At 64.4% G+C, this 15,798-nt stretch carries 13 protein-coding genes; 2 read left to right on the top strand and 11 right to left on the bottom strand.

Annotation, left to right across the window (positions count from 1 at the left end; translation table 11 throughout):
• Positions 1-207 precede the first annotated feature (207 nt).
• Entirely contained in the window at positions 208-3,312 is a 3,105-nt protein-coding gene (locus QQL28_RS09740; RefSeq protein WP_284264103.1) for a DEAD/DEAH box helicase, read from the top strand.
• Between the two features lie 67 nt (positions 3,313-3,379).
• Here the strand turns inward: QQL28_RS09740 and QQL28_RS09735 are convergent, their stop codons facing one another.
• The 9 genes from QQL28_RS09735 to QQL28_RS09695 are packed head-to-tail and all read right to left on the bottom strand — an operon-like array spanning position 3,380 to position 12,203.
• A complete protein-coding gene (locus QQL28_RS09735; RefSeq protein ID WP_284264101.1) occupies positions 3,380-4,354 on the bottom strand; it encodes an ABC transporter ATP-binding protein in 975 nt (324 codons plus the stop codon).
• Entirely contained in the window at positions 4,351-5,220 is an 870-nt protein-coding gene (locus tag QQL28_RS09730; protein ID WP_284264099.1) for an ABC transporter permease, read from the bottom strand. The genes QQL28_RS09735 and QQL28_RS09730 overlap by 4 nt, the downstream gene beginning before the upstream one ends.
• Entirely contained in the window at positions 5,217-6,155 is a 939-nt protein-coding gene (locus QQL28_RS09725) for an ABC transporter permease (RefSeq protein ID WP_284264097.1), read from the bottom strand. Before QQL28_RS09725 ends, QQL28_RS09730 begins: the two co-directional genes overlap by 4 nt.
• Before the next feature lie 31 nt (positions 6,156-6,186).
• On the bottom strand, positions 6,187-7,737 hold the full coding sequence (locus QQL28_RS09720; protein WP_284264095.1) for an ABC transporter substrate-binding protein: 1,551 nt from the start codon (positions 7,735-7,737) through the stop codon (positions 6,187-6,189).
• Entirely contained in the window at positions 7,715-8,875 is a 1,161-nt protein-coding gene (locus tag QQL28_RS09715) for an NAD(P)/FAD-dependent oxidoreductase (protein ID WP_284264093.1), read from the bottom strand. Before QQL28_RS09715 ends, QQL28_RS09720 begins: the two co-directional genes overlap by 23 nt.
• Positions 8,872-10,242 (bottom strand): FAD/NAD(P)-dependent oxidoreductase, encoded by a 1,371-nt coding sequence (locus QQL28_RS09710; protein ID WP_284264091.1) that lies wholly within the window; start codon positions 10,240-10,242, stop codon positions 8,872-8,874. The genes QQL28_RS09715 and QQL28_RS09710 overlap by 4 nt, the downstream gene beginning before the upstream one ends.
• Positions 10,239-10,523, bottom strand: coding sequence for a (2Fe-2S)-binding protein (locus tag QQL28_RS09705; protein ID WP_284264089.1), 285 nt, complete (start codon positions 10,521-10,523; stop codon positions 10,239-10,241). Before QQL28_RS09705 ends, QQL28_RS09710 begins: the two co-directional genes overlap by 4 nt.
• A complete protein-coding gene (locus QQL28_RS09700; RefSeq protein ID WP_284264087.1) occupies positions 10,520-11,215 on the bottom strand; it encodes an SDR family NAD(P)-dependent oxidoreductase in 696 nt (231 codons plus the stop codon). Before QQL28_RS09700 ends, QQL28_RS09705 begins: the two co-directional genes overlap by 4 nt.
• A complete protein-coding gene (locus tag QQL28_RS09695; RefSeq protein ID WP_284264085.1) occupies positions 11,208-12,203 on the bottom strand; it encodes an ABC transporter ATP-binding protein in 996 nt (331 codons plus the stop codon). Before QQL28_RS09695 ends, QQL28_RS09700 begins: the two co-directional genes overlap by 8 nt.
• Before the next feature lie 255 nt (positions 12,204-12,458).
• On the opposite strand from QQL28_RS09695, the gene QQL28_RS09690 reads away from it, so the two are divergent.
• A complete protein-coding gene (locus QQL28_RS09690) occupies positions 12,459-13,658 on the top strand; it encodes an adenylate/guanylate cyclase domain-containing protein (RefSeq protein ID WP_284264083.1) in 1,200 nt (399 codons plus the stop codon).
• 30 nt (positions 13,659-13,688) lie between these two features.
• Here the strand turns inward: QQL28_RS09690 and QQL28_RS09685 are convergent, their stop codons facing one another.
• Both QQL28_RS09685 and QQL28_RS09680 read right to left on the bottom strand, forming a co-directional pair.
• Positions 13,689-14,519 carry an ABC transporter permease gene (locus tag QQL28_RS09685; protein WP_284264082.1) on the bottom strand — a complete coding sequence of 277 codons (831 nt, stop codon included), beginning with the start codon at positions 14,517-14,519 and terminating at the stop codon, positions 13,689-13,691.
• Entirely contained in the window at positions 14,516-15,778 is a 1,263-nt protein-coding gene (locus tag QQL28_RS09680; protein ID WP_284264080.1) for an ABC transporter permease, read from the bottom strand. The genes QQL28_RS09685 and QQL28_RS09680 overlap by 4 nt, the downstream gene beginning before the upstream one ends.
• Between the last annotated feature and the right edge of the window lie 20 nt (positions 15,779-15,798).

The raw sequence follows: 15,798 nt of genomic DNA, 5'->3' as shown, positions 1-15,798 counted from the left end.
GAACTTGCGTCTCGGAGCGGGCGCAAAGCATCGGCGACCATTTCGGGTGTGGTCGATCGAAAAGTCGTGGCCATTGGCCTAATCTGATTGCGTATCAACGATGGGATCAACGTGGGTCGTTCCAGTAAAGCGGGTGTCGCCAGCCGCGCAAAAAAGCGAAAAAAGTCTGCGCCGCGGACTGCGATCTCGTCTTCGTCCCCGCTCGGCATGTTGGCTCTCCATCTGCTCGCGCAATGGAGGAAGTCCGGGCGAAATGGTCTCGTCTTTCTCGCCGAGAACGAGAATAGGGCCGAGCGGCTGGGTGCCATTATTCATGCAATCGATTCCGCATGCGACGTGCTCGTTTTCCCGCGGCTGAATACGCTGCCGTTCGACCAGTTGGAGCCATCGCACGAGATCGCAGGCAGACGCAGCTCGGTCTTGAGACGCCTTGCGAAGCCCGAGAAGCCGATCCTGCTGGTGTCCACGGCAGAGGCCGTGATGGAGCGCCTGCCGATGCCGGCGAGTTGGTCCCGCCTGGTCGAGCGTCTGAAGGTCGGCACCACCTTTTCCGAACAGCATCTCCGGTCGCGGCTTGAGGCTCTCGGTTACGACCTCGATGACGAGGCGGACTATCCGGGCGGCGCACTGTTTCACGGGAAGACATTCGAGATCTTTCCCGCCGGGGCACTTGGTCCATTCCGAATGGAGCATTCCGGCCATGTCATACGCCGGATTTCGGCGTTCAATCCGATAGAGCAAGAGGTCCTGTTCGAAGCGAAGGAGCTGATCATCGATCCCATGTCGGAGCGCCTTGCGCACGGGAATAAGCGCAGCAGACGCTCCAATCTGTTCGACTATTGCGGGCGAGCCAAGTGGATCGCGGATGCTATGGTTCCGGCGCACGCCGACGGCTGGTTGAGCACGATCGAGGAAGCGGCCGGCCGCGCGGACCGGGAGCGCGAATACCTTGGACGGCGTGACTGGAAACAGGCGACCAGGCGTATGCAGGTGCTGTCCCAAAAGGCACCCTTCACGCCCACGCCAGACTTTTCGAAAGTCGCCTCGCCGAGGAAAGCTCTGCGAACATTCGTCGACGAGACGCGACGCGCTGGTTCGCAGCTCATGTTCGTTGCAGCGATGGATGAGGACCTGCGCATCCTGGAGCGGATGAGCGGGGTCAAAGCCGAGCGCTTTTCTGACTGGAGCAAGGCTACGGCCGGATGCAATCGCGCAGTGGCGCTGCTCGCCGACTTCGATACGGGATTTGTCGAACCTGGCCGGAAACCTCTTGTCGTCGTGACGGCGTCCGATGTGCTCGGCAGCAGGGCCCATCATCCGCAACCGATGGCCAGAGCCTGGAATGCTGCCTTCGACCACGCCGATGTGCCGGAGGTGGGCTCGGTCGTCGTTCATCTGCAGCGAGGACTGGCCTTGCTCGAGGGCTTGCAGACGGTAGCAACCGGGGGTGTATCGTCGCGCGAGATGATCAGGCTCGCATTTGCAGGAGATGATGCCGCTCTCGTTCAGCCAGCCGATCTGACCCAGATCTGGCCCTACGCGTCGGAGCTCGGGGAGTTGACTCTGGACAAGGCCGACGGAAGTACCTGGTGGGCGCGGCGCACCGAGGCGGAGCAGGAGCTTCAGCTTGCCGGCAAGCAGCTTGCGAAACACATCAGCCAGCGCCGCCGCCGGAGCGCCGCGAAACTCGTACCGCCGGGTTCGATCTACGAGAGGTTCGTCGCGCGTTTTCCCTATTTCACGACGGTCGACCAGTCGAAAGCCATTCGGGACGTCCTGGATGATCTTGCCTCGGGTCACCCGATGGACCGCGTGATTTGCGGTGACGTCGGATTCGGCAAGACCGAGGTGGCTTTGCGAGCGGCGGCTGCCGTCGTGCTGTCCGGCAAGCAGGTGGCGATCGCCGTACCGACGACCGTCCTGGCAAGACAGCATGTCGCGACCTTTCGCAAGCGTTTCGCTCCGTTCGATATCGAGGTCGGAAGCCTGTCCCGAGGCACGTCGACCTCCGAGGCAAAGGCAGCGAAGGAGGATCTCAAGCGCGGAAGACTGAAAATCGTAATCGGAACGCAGGCTCTCACCTCGAAGGATGTGAGGTTTTCCGACCTTGGCTTGGTCATCATCGACGAAGAACAGCATTTTGGCGCAGCAGAGAAGGCGAAGCTCTCGACGCTGACCAAGGGCGTCCATACTCTTTGGATGAGCGCCACGCCGATACCGCGGACGCTCGCGGCAGGTTTGGCGGGCTTCAGGGATCTCAGCGTCATTGCCTCTCCGCCCGTTCATCGACTTCCGGTCGTCACGAAGATCGCTCCGCTTTCCGACGCTGCAATTGTCGCGGCGCTGTTGCGCGAGCAGAGGCGCCATGGGCAAAGCTTCTTGATCTGTCCGCGCATCCAGGATCTGGATCCGATGCTGGCACGGGTGCATTCGATGGCTCCGGATCTGCGCATCGTCTGCCTTCATGGCAAGCTGTCCGCCGAGCAAATGGACGACCGGATGATGAGCTTCGTCGAGGGCGAAGCGGACGTTTTGTTGGCGACCAACATTGTCGAAAGCGGTCTCGATATCCCGCGGGCCAACACGATCGTGGTCTGCTGGCCTGAACGGTTCGGCCTGGCACAGCTTCATCAGCTCAGAGGAAGGGTGGGGCGCAGCGGGATACGTGCGTTTGCCTATTTGCTGACGGATTCAGACGCGGAGCGATCCGAGAAGCGGTTGGCCGTTCTCGAGGAGTTCAGCAGACCTGGAGCGGGCTTTGCAATCAGCGCGCGCGATCTCGACCTGAGAGGGGCGGGCGACCTGCTTTCGGAGCGGCAGTCGGGCCATTTGCAGGTGTTCGGACCCGTGCTCTACAGCCACCTTCTCAAATTAGCCTCGGAGAAAGCCGACGACAGGGCTGCCGATCTGTGGGTGCCTGACCTGAATCTTCCGGTCGTCGACATGTTGCCGCCAGGCTACGTACAATCGGAGGCGGTTCGTCTGGAAATCTACGCGCGCGCCGCCAGGTGCCGAAGTGAGGACGAGCTGGATGATCTGGAGGACGAAACCCTGCGTCGCTTCGGCAAGCTGCCGCCGGCAGCCCGCGATTTCTTTGCCGCTGCAAAGCTCAGGATCGACTGCAGGCGACGAGGGATCGTAAGACTGGACGTCGGAGCGGAGGCGGTAGCCGCGACGTTCCTGCCGGGACGACTGCGCAAGTCCAAGGGGCGATCGCTGCAACGCGACGGCGATCGGGTTGTCTATGTAAGCAGGGATCGCGAGGGGGCGTTGAGAAAGGTCGAAGAGTTTCTCGACGCGCTGGATGAGTGACCGAGGCGTCGTTACCTCGCAGGCGAGTGAGATTGCGTGAAAGTCCGCCAGCGGTAACTGCGACCAATCAGTCTTCTGGATGGTGACAGGCTACACCACCATCACCATCATCCCGCCATTCCGGATACACGGTGCGGCACAGGTCCGAGGCGCGGGGGCAACGAGGGTGAAAGTGACATCCTGGCGGCGGATTGGCGGCGGAGGGGATTTCGCCGAGAATGCGCGGCATCTGGCCTCGTATCTCCGGGTCGGGGATGGGCGAAGCATCGCGCAGCATGCGCGTATAGGGATGGCGCGGTGCGCCGAACACGCGCGCAACCGGGCCGCTCTCCACGATGCGTCCGAGATACATCACCGCGACGCGCGAGCAGAACCACCGCACGACGCCCAGATCGTGACTGACGAACACGAAGGTCAGGCCGCGCCGTGCCTGCAGGTCCTTCAGCAATAGGAGCACCTGGGCCTGAACGGAGACGTCGAGTGCGGAAACCGGCTCGTCGGCAACGATCAGTTCGGGTTCGACAGACAGCGCACGCGCGATCCCGACACGCTGACGCTGGCCGCCGGAAAACTCGTGCGGGTGGCGGTCGTAGGCCGACGGTGGCAGGCCGACTTCCTCCAGCAACGCGATTGCGCGTTCGCGCGCGGCGCGACCGCGCGCGAGACCGTGCACGGCAAGCGGCTCCGTCAAGGCCTGACCGATCGTGCGTCGTGGATTGAGCGACGAATAGGGGTCCTGGAAGACGATCTGCATGCGGCGGCGTAGCCGTTGCAGCATGGATCCATCGGCGCCGGTCACGTCGATGTCAGCGAAGCGAACGCGGCCGGCATCGGGCGGAATGAGGCGCAGCACGGCGCGCGCAGCGGTCGACTTGCCGCAGCCGGATTCGCCGACCAGGCCGAACGCCTCGCCGCGCGTCACGGCGAAGCTGACGCCGTCGACGGCGCGGACTGTGGTTGTGACCGGGCGAGGGAAGCCCTTGGTAACCGTGAAATGCTTCGCGAGGTCGCAGACCTCGAGCAGGGCCTGGGACGCGGTCATTGGGCGTTCGCTTTCGGATCGGTCGCGTCGTAAAGGCCGTCACCGACGAGGTTCAGTCCCAGGACCAGTGCAAGAATGGCCAGCCCCGGCCATATGCACAGCCACGCCGAATCGAGAATGTTCTCGAATCCGTCCCGCATCATGCCGCCCCAGGTCGGCGTCGGCGGCTTGACGCCGAGCCCGATGAAGGAGAGCGAGGCTTCCGTGCGCACTGCCGTCGCCATCCAGAGCGTGCCCATGACCAGGAGGTCGTTGACGATGTTGGGCAGCACGTGCACGAGCAGGATGCGCAGATGCGAGAAGCCGAGCGCGCGGCCGGCCTCGATGAAGGCGCGCTCCTTGAGCACCAGGACGGGTGCGCGCGCAATCCGCGCGAACGGGGCTATCGCGGTCAGCGCAATCGCAATGATGAGATTGGTGACGCTCGACCCAAGCAGGGCCACCATGATCATGCCGAGGATCAGGCTCGGGAACGACAGGAGCACATCCATCACCTGCATGGTGACGAGATCGAAGCGGCCGCCGACATAGGCGCTGATCATACCGATCGCCCCGCCGATGACGATGGCGCCGGCGATGGAAAGAAAGGACACCAGCAGGGACACCCGCGCGCCCCACAGCAGTCGCGACAGCACGTCACGGCCGAACTGGTCGGTGCCGAGCAGATACTCCGAACCGGGTCCCGCCAGGCGATCGATGATGTTCTGCTCGAGGGGATCGCGAGGGGCGAGCCACGGCGCCAGCAGCGCGCCTAGCACGATGATCGTGCAGAGGATGACGCCGGCGAGTGTCGTGGGGTTGGTCAAGATCCGGCCGGCCATCACACGCCATGGCGACCGTGGTGCGGAGAGGGCCACATCGGTCATTGCTTAACCCTTGGATCGATGAGGCCATAGCTGAGGTCGGTGATCAGGTTCACGACGACGATCAGGAAACAATAGATCACCATCATGCCCTGCAACATGGTGTAGTCGCGCTGGGTCAGCGCGCTGACGATCACCTTGCCGAGGCCGGGCCGGTTGAAGACGATTTCGGTGAGCACCGAATTGCCGATGAGGATGCCGACATAGAGGCCGACCACGGTGACAACCGGAATCAAGGCATTGGAGAAACCATGGCGCCAGATGATGGCGCGCCGCGGCACGCCCTTGGCGCGCGCGGTGCGGATGTAGTCCTCGCCCAGAACCTGCAGCATCGAACTGCGCGTCACGCGCACGACATAGGCAGCCATCACGATGCCGAGCGTGATTGCGGGCAGGACGAGCTTGTGCAGGCCGTCGATCCAGTCGCCGGGCCGCGGATTGCCGATCACCGGAAAGAGGTGCAGTTGCAGCGCGAAGACGATCAGGAGGAAGATACCCGAAACGAAGACGGGGAAAGACAGTCCGAGCAATGAAAACAGCCGTATCAGCACGTCGATCGTGCCGTTGCGATGGAGTGCTGCCCAGATGCCGGCGGGGATGCCGATCAGGCAACCGATCACCATGGCCGCCAGCGTCAAAACGATCGTGTGCGGCAATGCGTCGGCAATTTCGGCCCAGACCTGACGGTGCGTGACCATGCTGGTGCCGAGATCGCCGCGCAGGGCATGGCCGAGGAAGTCGACATACTGCGCGCCGATCCAGCGATCGAGACCGAGTTCGGCGCGCAGGGCGGCGAGGGCGTCCGGGGTCGCCCGATCGCCCAGGATTGCAATGGCGGGATCGCCAGGGACCACACGCACCAGCAGGAAGACGAGCGTCAATACCGCGAGCAGCGTCGGTATCGAGGCGAGCAGCCTGCGGATGATGAAGCTAATCACCGGGCGATCCTCTGGCTCGATCTCGTTGCCTTCACTTGAAGTGCGTGGCTTCGGTCAAGAGCGGACCAAGCGACAGCGACGCCTTCAAATCGTAGCCGTAGTCGAGATCGGTGCGATGTGCCCAGATTTGCAGGGCTTCGGCGAGCGGCACGGCGCAGACGGCTGCGACGACCTTCTTCTGGGCCTCGACCCAGAGGGCAACCTGCTTTTCGGTGTCGAGCTCGGTCTTGGCGGCGTCGATTTCCTTGTCCGCCACGTCGCAGTGGCTGAAATTGGTAACCGCCGTCGGTTTCCCGACGATGCTCGCCGTGTGGAAGAACTGGGTCAGATAGATGTCCGCCACGGGGAATCGCGCCGCGGCATAATAGACGATCGGGCTCAGATCCTTGCGGATCTGCTGGTGGAACGTGGCATGATCGACCACCTCGATGTCGAGATTGATGCCTGCCTTCTTCAGCTGCGCCTGCACGACCTGCATGCTACCCAGCATCTGCGGCAACTGCGTGTGGATCACCTTGATCGTCAGGCCGTCCGGATAGCCCGCTTCCTTGAGCAACGCCTTGGCTTTGGCGACGTCGGTGTTGACGAGGCCGACATCCTTCGAGAATCCGAGATAGCCGGCCGGGATCACGCTCTGGCCCGGCCGTGCGGTGTCGGCGCCCTGCCACTTGACGAGTTCCGGCCGGTTGACGGCGTAGGCGATCGCCTGCCGCACGCGAATGTCGTCGAGCGGCTTCGCCGTGATGTTGAGATTGAGATTGGCGAGCTCGCCGGGCTCGAACACGTCGACGATCGAATTCGGCAGTGCGCGGACGCGGTTGATCCAGGCCTGATCCTGCTTGCCGTAGATGAGGTCGATTTCGCCGTTCTGGAAGGCGAGGTCACGCGAGGAGTCGGAGGGAATGTAGCGGTAGCTCACGTGCTGCAGCTTCGGCTTGCCGCGGAAATAACCGTCGAAAGCCGCGAGTTCGAGGGACTGGTTTGGCGTGTCGGAAACGAAGGCGAAGGGGCCCGTGCCAACCGGATTGCGGGTGAAGTCCGCGCCATATTTCTCGACCGCCTTGCGGCTGACGATATAGCCGCCGGAATAGTTGGTGAGCAGGCCGAGCAGACTCGGCACCTGCCGCGCCAGCATGATGTGGACCGTGTTGGGATCCGTCGCCTCGATGGTCTTGAAAGCGGCGAAGTCGGCGGAGAAGGCCGACGTCTTGGCGTCGCCAGCTTTCTTGAGGCTGAAGACGACGTCATCGGCGGTCAGTTCGCCGAAGTCGCCGTGAAACTTGACGCCATGACGCAGATGGAACGTCCAGTCGAGCTTGTCGGCACTCGATTCCCATTTTTCCGCGAGATCCGGCTCGATCTGCGTGGGGTCCATCGTTCCCGGCTTGAAGCGAACGAGGCCGTTATAGATCCAGGCAACCACCGTACGGTCGATCGTGGAGACCGCGCGATGCGGATCGAGCTGGCCTACATCCTGAGCGGCCATTCCGACTCTCAGATCCGTCTTTGGCGCCGCCGAAGCAGGCACCGCAACGAGGGTGGCGGCTGCGAGTGCCGCACTAAGCGTGACGCGAAGCTTCATGTCTCTGTCCCTGTTGGTTGATTAAAGCGTCCTGTGCGAAACGATCGATACGGAACGGCTCGAGTGGAACGTCCGTGCGTCCGTCGAGGATGAGCTCGCTCATGATGGCCCCGATGACGGGGCCGAGCTGGAAGCCATGACCTGAAAACCCGAAAGCATGAAACAGGCCAGGCGTCGTGCGGCTCGGGCCGATGACTGGAATGTCGTCCGGTGTTTCGCCGTCGATGCCGGTCCAGCTGCGGATCACCTGTACGCCCGCGAGCTGCGGCACGAGCTGGAGCGCCTTCGCCATGACTGCATAGCTTGGTTCGGGCAATGGCCGCGAACGCGGAACATCCGGATCGGATTCGCCGCGGCCACCGCCGAAGATTACGTTACCGCGGCGGATCTGACGCAAATAGACGTCGCCGCCGACGACGCCCAGATTGGGCGTGATGAAGTAGGGCAGGGGCTCGGTCACCAGCATGTTCGGGTTGAGCGGCGAGATGGGAACAACTTCGCCGAATGCCTTGGCGATCGCGGCGCCCCAATAGCCGGCCGTGTTGACGAGATATCGGGCCCGAAATTCATGCTCGCCCGACTGCACGATGAACTCTGTGCCGTCGTGGGCCAGATTGCTGACCGGCGAGAATTCCCGGACATCGGCGCCCTTGTCGCGCGCGGCTCGCGCGAGCGCAGGGCTGAGCAGGCGCGGGTTGGCGGCGCCGTCATCAGGTGCGAACGAACCGGCAGCGACGTCGGGGCCGAGCCAGGGATATTGCTGATGGATGGCGTTGCCCCCGATCATGATCAGCGGAAGTCCGTTGGTCTTGGCAACATCAAGATAGGCGACGAGATCGGCTTCCTCGGCTTCGTTGCGTGCGAGCTTCAGGTGGCCGGTCACCTCGAATTCGCAGTCGGTGCCGACGAGCTCGGGCAGCCTTGCCCAGATTTCGCGGGAGCGGCGGGCAAGCGGCAATTCGGCCGCGTGCCGTCCCTGCTGGCGCACGCCGCCGTAATTGACGCCGCTGGCCTGCCCGCCGATCTGGCCGCGTTCGAGCAGAATGCATCGCACGCCGCGGCTTGCGAGATGCAAGGCCGTGGAGCAGCCGGCGCCGCCGCCGCCCACGACCAGCACATCGGTCCGCGTCGCGCTCATGCGGCCTCCGCGGGAAGGATCGGAATCGGCTTGACGGGTGGCTGTCCGCGCAGCCGTCCAACTTGCTCCACTGGGCAGGAAAGCATTGACGCCAGCACCTCGGCCGCTGCCGCGCCGCAGACGCGCCCCTGGCAACGTCCCATGCCGACACGCGTCAGGGCCTTTGCCCGATTGACTTCCGGCGGCGGAAGCGTCGCCGATGCCTCGTTCGCAGCCGCGCGCACTTCGCCGGCCGTGATCGCTTCGCACCGGCACAGGATCGTATCGTCGGCCATATCAGCCGCGAGCTTTGCCGGAAATGGAAATGCCCGCTCCAGTGCGGCGCGGAAGGTGGCGCCGGCTGCCAGCGTCGCATCGAGGCGCGCGACAGCATGCGTATCGACCGCCAAGCCGCGCGCCGCCAGCACGGCCCAGGCAGCGCGTGCGCCGGCCGCCTCGGCGAGATCCGCACCGCGAATGCCGCTGCCGTCGCCGGCAAGGAACACGCCTTCGACGGATGTCCGGCCGGTGGCATCCTGGCGCGGCACCCAATTGTGCTGCACGGAATCGAAGTCGAACGGCACGCCGGCGAGATCGGCGAGCTGCGCCTCCGGCTTCAGCCCCCAGCCGAGCGCGACGGCATCGACAGCCGCCTCGTGCCTGGCGCCGCGTGCGTCATGCCAGCTCAGGGATTCGACCCGGCCGCTGCCCGCGATCATGAGCGGGGTTACGCCCTCCGCGATGGGGATGCCGTGCGCGCGCAGCCGGGCGATGTAATAGAGACCCTTGGCGAAGGTTGCCCTGCCACGCATCAGACCGAACGCCTGCCTCGCCTTGGTGGCGAAAGGTGTCGTGTCGAGCACGGCTACGACTTGCGCGCCGGCGCGGGCATATTGATAGGCGACGAGATAAAGCAGGGGACCCGTCCCGAGAAAGGCGACGCGCGCGCCGATGGCGCAGCCCTGCGCCTTCAAGGAAATCTGCGATCCGCCCAGAGTGAAGACGCCAGGCAATGTCCAGCCCGGAAGCGGGATCACCCGGTCCATCGCGCCGGTGCAGAGGATTGTCTGCTCGAAAGGCACTGCGCTCGCCTTTCCGTCGCAGATCGTGTCGATCACACCGGACCGCAAATTCCATGCAAGCGTTCGCGGACGGAAGTCGATCGAGGGCCGCAGGTGGTCGAAGACGTCGTGTACGGCCTGCGCCTTTGCCGCCTCGAAGCCGTAGAGGTCCCGCGCCGTACGGTGGAATCCGGCGGGCTGGCGTTGATAGATGCGCCCGCCGCTGTCCGGCGCTTCGTCGATCACGATGGGGCGCAAGCCTGCGCCGGCAAGAACCTCGGCCGCGCGCGTGCCGGCCGGTCCGGCGCCGACGATGACGACGCTCATGGCTGCACCATCCTGCGCGACACGCGCAGGCCCTCGGTGATCTCGGTGGTGCAGGCGCGCACGCGGCCGAGACCCTCGACGTTCACCCAGCAATCCTGGCATGCCCCCATCAGGCAGAAGCCGGCTCGGAGACCATCGCCGAATTCGCTCGCGCGCAAATGGCCGTCCTGCGCGAGAATAGCGGTGAGCAGGGTATCGCCTTCGAGTGCGGCGGCGGGCGCGCCGTCGAGCATGAATGACAGGGCCGGCCGATCCGTCTCCGCCAGGCGTTGCAATCTCATAGCATGTCCTCCAGCCGGCAATTGACCAGCAGCTCGGCGATGGTCGCCGTGTTGGGCAGGCGCAGGACCGTCGCGATCAGCTCGGCGATATCGCGCGGATCGCTCGTTTTTTCGCGCGGCCATTTGGTGACATGCGCGGTCATGTCGGTCGCAACAAAGCTCGGGCAGATTGCGGTTGCGCGAATGCCGTGGTCCCAGCCGTATTGCCGCACGGCATGGGTGAGTGCGAGGAGCGCAAACTTGCTCATCGCGTAACCGGCGTTGGGATTGCGGACGCGCTTGCCGGACATAGAGGCGACGTTGATCACGCGTCCTTCGCCGCTCTTCGCAAGATGCGTGAGCGCGAGGCGAATGAGCCGCATCGGGGCCTTGACGTTGATCAGCATCATGGCGTCGAGCGCCGTCTCGTCGGGATCGGTGAGATCAGCTTCCGGATTGATTCCGGCCGCGTTGATGAGGCTATCGAGCCGGCCGAAACGATCGATCGTCGCCGCAACCCATGCCTCCGCGGAGGACAGCTGCTCGGCGTCGTAACGCTGCAGCATCAGCCGATCCGATCCGGTCAGTCCCCGGGCGTCGCGCACGCCGGCCGAGACGCAATAGCCGCCCGCGATCAGGCGCTCGACCACGGCGCGGCCGATTCCGCGCGAGGCGCCGGAGACCATGACGACCCGGCCATCCGTTTCAAGCACGGGCGAGCTCCTTGGCAAGAGTGTTGGTCGCGATGTGGCACCGCGCAAGATGATGTGGGCCAGCGGCGGCCAGAACTTGCGGCGTCTCGCACCCGGCGCGGCGCAACGGGCATCGCGGCGCGAAGCGGCACCCCTTCGGCATGTCGTTCAAGGGTGGCACGCGGCCCGGAATGGCGGCGAGCGTCTGCTCGGCGCGATCCATGCGCGGGATCGCCGAGAACAGCGCGCGCGTATATGGATGGGCTGGCTGCGTGAAAATCTCGCGCACAGGCGCTTCCTCGACGATCTGGCCCGCATACATGACGGCAACGCGATCGGCGATCTGGGCAACGACACCGAGATTATGCGTGATGAACAGCATCGCCATGCCGTGCCGCGCCTTCAGGTCGGCGAGGAGCCCAAGCACCTGCGCCTGGATGGTCACGTCGAGGGCTGTCGTCGGCTCGTCGGCAAGCAAGAGCGTCGGCTCGCAGGCAAGCGCCATCGCGATCATCACGCGCTGGCGCATGCCGCCTGAAAATTGATGCGGATAGTCGTGGAAGCGCTGCCTGGCGGACGGAATTTTCACCTCTTCGAGAACGGCGAGCGCCTTCGCGTCCGCGTCCGCTCGCGACAGGCCGCGATGGATGCGCAGCGATTCGGCAACCTGTGCCCCGATACTCATCACGGGATTGAGGCTCGTCATTGGCTCCTGGAAGATCATCGCCATCCGGTCGCCGCGCAGAGCTTCGAAACCCGCCTCATCAAGCGTTCGCAGATTGGTTCCGTCGAGCAGGATGCGGCCCGCCGTCAGGCGACCGTGGGGATGCGGTACCAGGCCCATAATGGAGAGGGCGGTGACCGATTTTCCGCAGCCGGACTCGCCGACCAAGGCCAGCGTCTCATTGCGGTCGAGAGTGAAGGAGACGCCGTCGACGGCCGGATACCACTCCGCGCGAATCCGAAATTCGGCTCGAAGATCTTCAACACGCAAGACCGGTTCACGCATGGAGCGGGGACTACCAGAGCAAGGACGTCACCTTCTATTCAGGTCTGTGAAATGCGTCGTGTCAATGCCCTATTCCAATATACGCAAAGAGCTCTCCCGCCCTTCTCGCTCCGTGTAATCCGCTCCGGTCGCTTAGGACCTCGATGGGTTTCGCTTCGTTCGACCCATCCTGCGGACCGGTCGCCGCCATTGACGCCGCCGGCCCGAGACACGACATATCCTGCACCCGACCCAGTTCCGGCCCAGGAGCACCCCATGAATGCGCTGCAAAACATCGATCCTGCCGCTGCGCTTCCGGGCAGCGACGTCTTGCACTGGCTGACCAACGACACCCGCGATCAGCGCTTCATCGACAACATCTTTGCCGAGATGTGCATCCGGCTCCAGCAGGCGGGCATTCCGGTCAAGCGGGCGACGCTTCATCTTCTGATCCACCATCCGCAATGGCTCGGCGCGCGGATCATGTGGGCCGACGGAATGCACGAGGCTGAGATTGCGAGGGTCGATTACGATGTCAGGGGACGATCCGAATACATTGGCAGTCCGGCAAACGAAATGTACGACGGTGCTACCGAGGTCCACGAAAACCTCGAACGCGATCCGTCGCTGGGCCGCAAGCATGCCGTCTATGATGAGATGCGGGCCAAGGGCTTGACGGATTATGTGGCGTGGCCTCTGCACCATACGCTCGGCAAGCGGCACATGGTGACCTTTGCAACCGATCGGCCTGGTGGTTTCGAGGACGCGCATGTCGCCGGGCTGTTGAAACTGCTCCCGGTCCTGGCGCTGGTTAGCGAAATCCGCATGAAGAACCGCCTGGCGCGCACCTTGCTCGAAACCTATGTCGGGACGCATGCCGGCGAGCTCATTCTTGCCGGTGCCACCAGGCGCGGCAGCGGCACGACGGTGCGCGCCGCGATCCTGATCTGCGATTTGCGCGATTTCACGCGCATCTCCGACAACTGGCCGCGCGACGACGTCATCGATCTCCTCAACGACTATTTTGACGCGATGTCCGAGCCGATCGTGCGGCATGGCGGAGAGATCCTGAAGTTCATCGGCGACGGCCTGCTCGCGATCTTTCCGCTCAGCCAGCCCTCGGCTTGCGCAAACCTGCTGCGGGCCGTGAGCGAGGCCCGTCAGGCCATGGCGGTGCTGAACGAGAACAACAGCGTCACCGGCCGCGCGCCGCTGCATTACGGGATCGGCGCCCATGTCGGCGACGTCATGTACGGCAATATCGGCTCGCGCACCCGGCTTGACTTCACCGTCATTGGCCCTGCCGTCAACATGGCCTCGCGGCTCGAAACCCTCACAAAGCAGTTGGGGCGAACCGTGCTGCTCTCGCGCGCCTTCGCCGACCTCGTGAAGAACGACTTCGAGCTGGAGCGCGTCGGCGAGCATCCGGTGCGCGGCTTCAACGAGCCTGTCGAGCTGTTCGCGTATCACGGCTGAAGTCGGGGCGACGACTCCTGCGCTGTGCCATCAGCCGCTGTTGCCCTTCAGTCGTTCATTGCGCCGGCGCAGGCCTTCCATAGTGGCGAGCAGGATGACGGAGACGGTGGTCAGGATCACCGCCGCCGCCGTGATGGTCGGGCTGATGTTCTCGCGGATGCCGCTGAACATTTCGCGGGGCAGGGTACGCTGCTCGGGGCCGGCCATGAACAGCACGATCACCACCTCGTCGAAGCTGGTGGCGAAGGCGAACAGCGCGCCAGATGCCAGACCCGGCAGGATCAGCGGCAGGATCACGCGGCGGAAGGCGTAGAACGGCGGCGCGCCGAGCGACGCTGCGGCGCGCGCCAGGTTCATGTCGAAGCTTTGCAGCGTCGCGCCGACCGTGATCACCACGAACGGCGTCGCCAGCGCGGTGTGGGCCAGGATCAGGCCGGAGTAGCTGCCGGTCAGTCCGATCGGCGCGAAGAAGAAGTAGAGGCCGACCGCGGTAATGACGCCGGGCACCACGACCGGCGACAGCACGATCGCCAGCACCAGCGGCTTGAACCGGCTCTTCCACTGCGCCAGCCCCAGCGCGGCCAGCGTGCCGAGCACGACCGACAGCACCGTCGAGGCAACGCCGATGATCATGCTGTTCTTCACCGACGCCATCCAGCGTGCCGAATGGATGAACTCGTCGTACCAGCGCAGTGAGAAGCCGGGCAGCGGATAGGTCAGATAGGAGCCGGAGCTGAAGGACAGCGGCATGATTGCCAGGATCGGCGCCATCAGGAAGATGAAGACCAGCGTGGACAGGATGATCGTCGCACGCCATGCGATGCGCTGGCTGGCCGTGCGGAGGGAAGCATCGCCGCTCAATTCTTCATTCCTCCCGTGACCTGCTGTCCCTGCACCAGCTTTCCATAGACGACGCCGAGCAGCAGCGTTGCGGCCAGCAGCAGCGCGCCCAGGGCCGATGCGAGGCCCCAGTTGGCGGTTTCGGTGGTGTAGAGGGCGATGAAGTAGCTCATCATCTGATCGGCGCCGCCGCCGACGAGGGCCGGCGTGATGTAGTAGCCGAGCGCCAGGATGAAGACGAGCAGGCTTCCTGCTGCGATGCCGGGCAGGGTCTGGGGCAGGTAGATCCGCAGGAAGGCGGCGAGCGGCGGCGCGCCGAGCGAGGCGGCGGCACGCATGTACGCGGGCGAGATCGCCTTCATGCTGCTGTAGAGCGGCAGGATCATGAAGGGCAGTAGCACGTGGGTCATCGCCACATAGACGCCGAAGCGGTTGTAGATCAGGCGCATCGGCGCATCGATGAGGCCGAGAAAGCGCAGGGAGTCGTTCACCACGCCGTTGCTCTGCAACAGCACGATCCAGGCGCAGGTGCGCACCAGAAGCGAGGTCCAGAACGGCAGCAGCACGAAGATCATGAGAAGATTCGACGGGCCGGCCGGCAGCGTCGCCAGCAGATAGGCGACCGGGAAGCCCAGGATCAGGCACAGCACCGTGACACTGAGGCCGATGGTGAAGGTGCGGACGAAGACGTCGCGGTAGATGGCCTGATCGGGCGGCGCTGCGACGATCGCGCCGTCCACGTTTCGCGTCAGGTCGAGCGCCGCCAGCAAATAGAAGCTTGTCACCGGGCCGCTGGCGCCCTTGATCGCCGCCCAGGTCGCACGGTCGCGCCAGGCCGGATTGATCTTGCCGAGCGTTTCCTTCGCCGTGCCGGGTTCAGGCTGAGCCTTCAGATTGCGCGCCGTGCTGGTGAGGATGGTGCGGAAGCCATTGACCGCGTAGTTGAGCCGCTTGGCAGCGATCGCGAGCGTCCCGGCGGCGCGCGCCGCCAGGATATCGTCCGCCAGCGCTGCATAAGCCTTTTCGTCCGGCAGATCCTTGCCGTCCCACGCGGCCAGCGCAGCCACGGTGTGCGGCAGGACCTGACGCACCTCCCAGTCGTCGACGGCATGCCAGAGCATGCCGGCGATGGGCCCTAAGAAGGTGAAGAGCAGGAATGCCAGAAGCGGCAGGACCAGCGACAATGCCTTGAACTGGCGCGCGCGCTCCGCCCGCTTGAGGCGGCGCTTGAGCGGGACGTCGGTCGGCGCATCGGCGCGGGTCAGGAACGCTTCCGTCATCGCTTTAAGCCTTGCGGGGC

Origin of the sequence: Bradyrhizobium iriomotense (assembly GCF_030160715.1) — a bacterium.
In the GTDB taxonomy this organism is placed as follows: domain Bacteria; phylum Pseudomonadota; class Alphaproteobacteria; order Rhizobiales; family Xanthobacteraceae; genus Bradyrhizobium; species Bradyrhizobium iriomotense.
This window is presented reverse-complemented; position numbering and strand designations above follow the sequence as displayed.

What these genes read in the sequence shown, in the direction of transcription:
- QQL28_RS09740 (WP_284264103.1), top strand. Translation starts at nt 208, where the DNA reads ATGTTGGCTCTCCATCTGCTCGCGCAATGGAGGAAGTCCGGGCGAAAT.
- QQL28_RS09735 (WP_284264101.1), bottom strand. Translation starts at nt 4,354, where the DNA reads ATGACCGCGTCCCAGGCCCTGCTCGAGGTCTGCGACCTCGCGAAGCAT.
- QQL28_RS09730 (WP_284264099.1), bottom strand. Translation starts at nt 5,220, where the DNA reads ATGACCGATGTGGCCCTCTCCGCACCACGGTCGCCATGGCGTGTGATG.
- QQL28_RS09720 (WP_284264095.1), bottom strand. Translation starts at nt 7,737, where the DNA reads ATGAAGCTTCGCGTCACGCTTAGTGCGGCACTCGCAGCCGCCACCCTC.
- QQL28_RS09715 (WP_284264093.1), bottom strand. Translation starts at nt 8,875, where the DNA reads ATGAGCGCGACGCGGACCGATGTGCTGGTCGTGGGCGGCGGCGGCGCC.
- QQL28_RS09710 (WP_284264091.1), bottom strand. Translation starts at nt 10,242, where the DNA reads ATGAGCGTCGTCATCGTCGGCGCCGGACCGGCCGGCACGCGCGCGGCC.
- QQL28_RS09705 (WP_284264089.1), bottom strand. Translation starts at nt 10,523, where the DNA reads ATGAGATTGCAACGCCTGGCGGAGACGGATCGGCCGGCCCTGTCATTC.
- QQL28_RS09695 (WP_284264085.1), bottom strand. Translation starts at nt 12,203, where the DNA reads ATGCGTGAACCGGTCTTGCGTGTTGAAGATCTTCGAGCCGAATTTCGG.
- QQL28_RS09690 (WP_284264083.1), top strand. Translation starts at nt 12,459, where the DNA reads ATGAATGCGCTGCAAAACATCGATCCTGCCGCTGCGCTTCCGGGCAGC.
- QQL28_RS09680 (WP_284264080.1), bottom strand. Translation starts at nt 15,778, where the DNA reads ATGACGGAAGCGTTCCTGACCCGCGCCGATGCGCCGACCGACGTCCCG.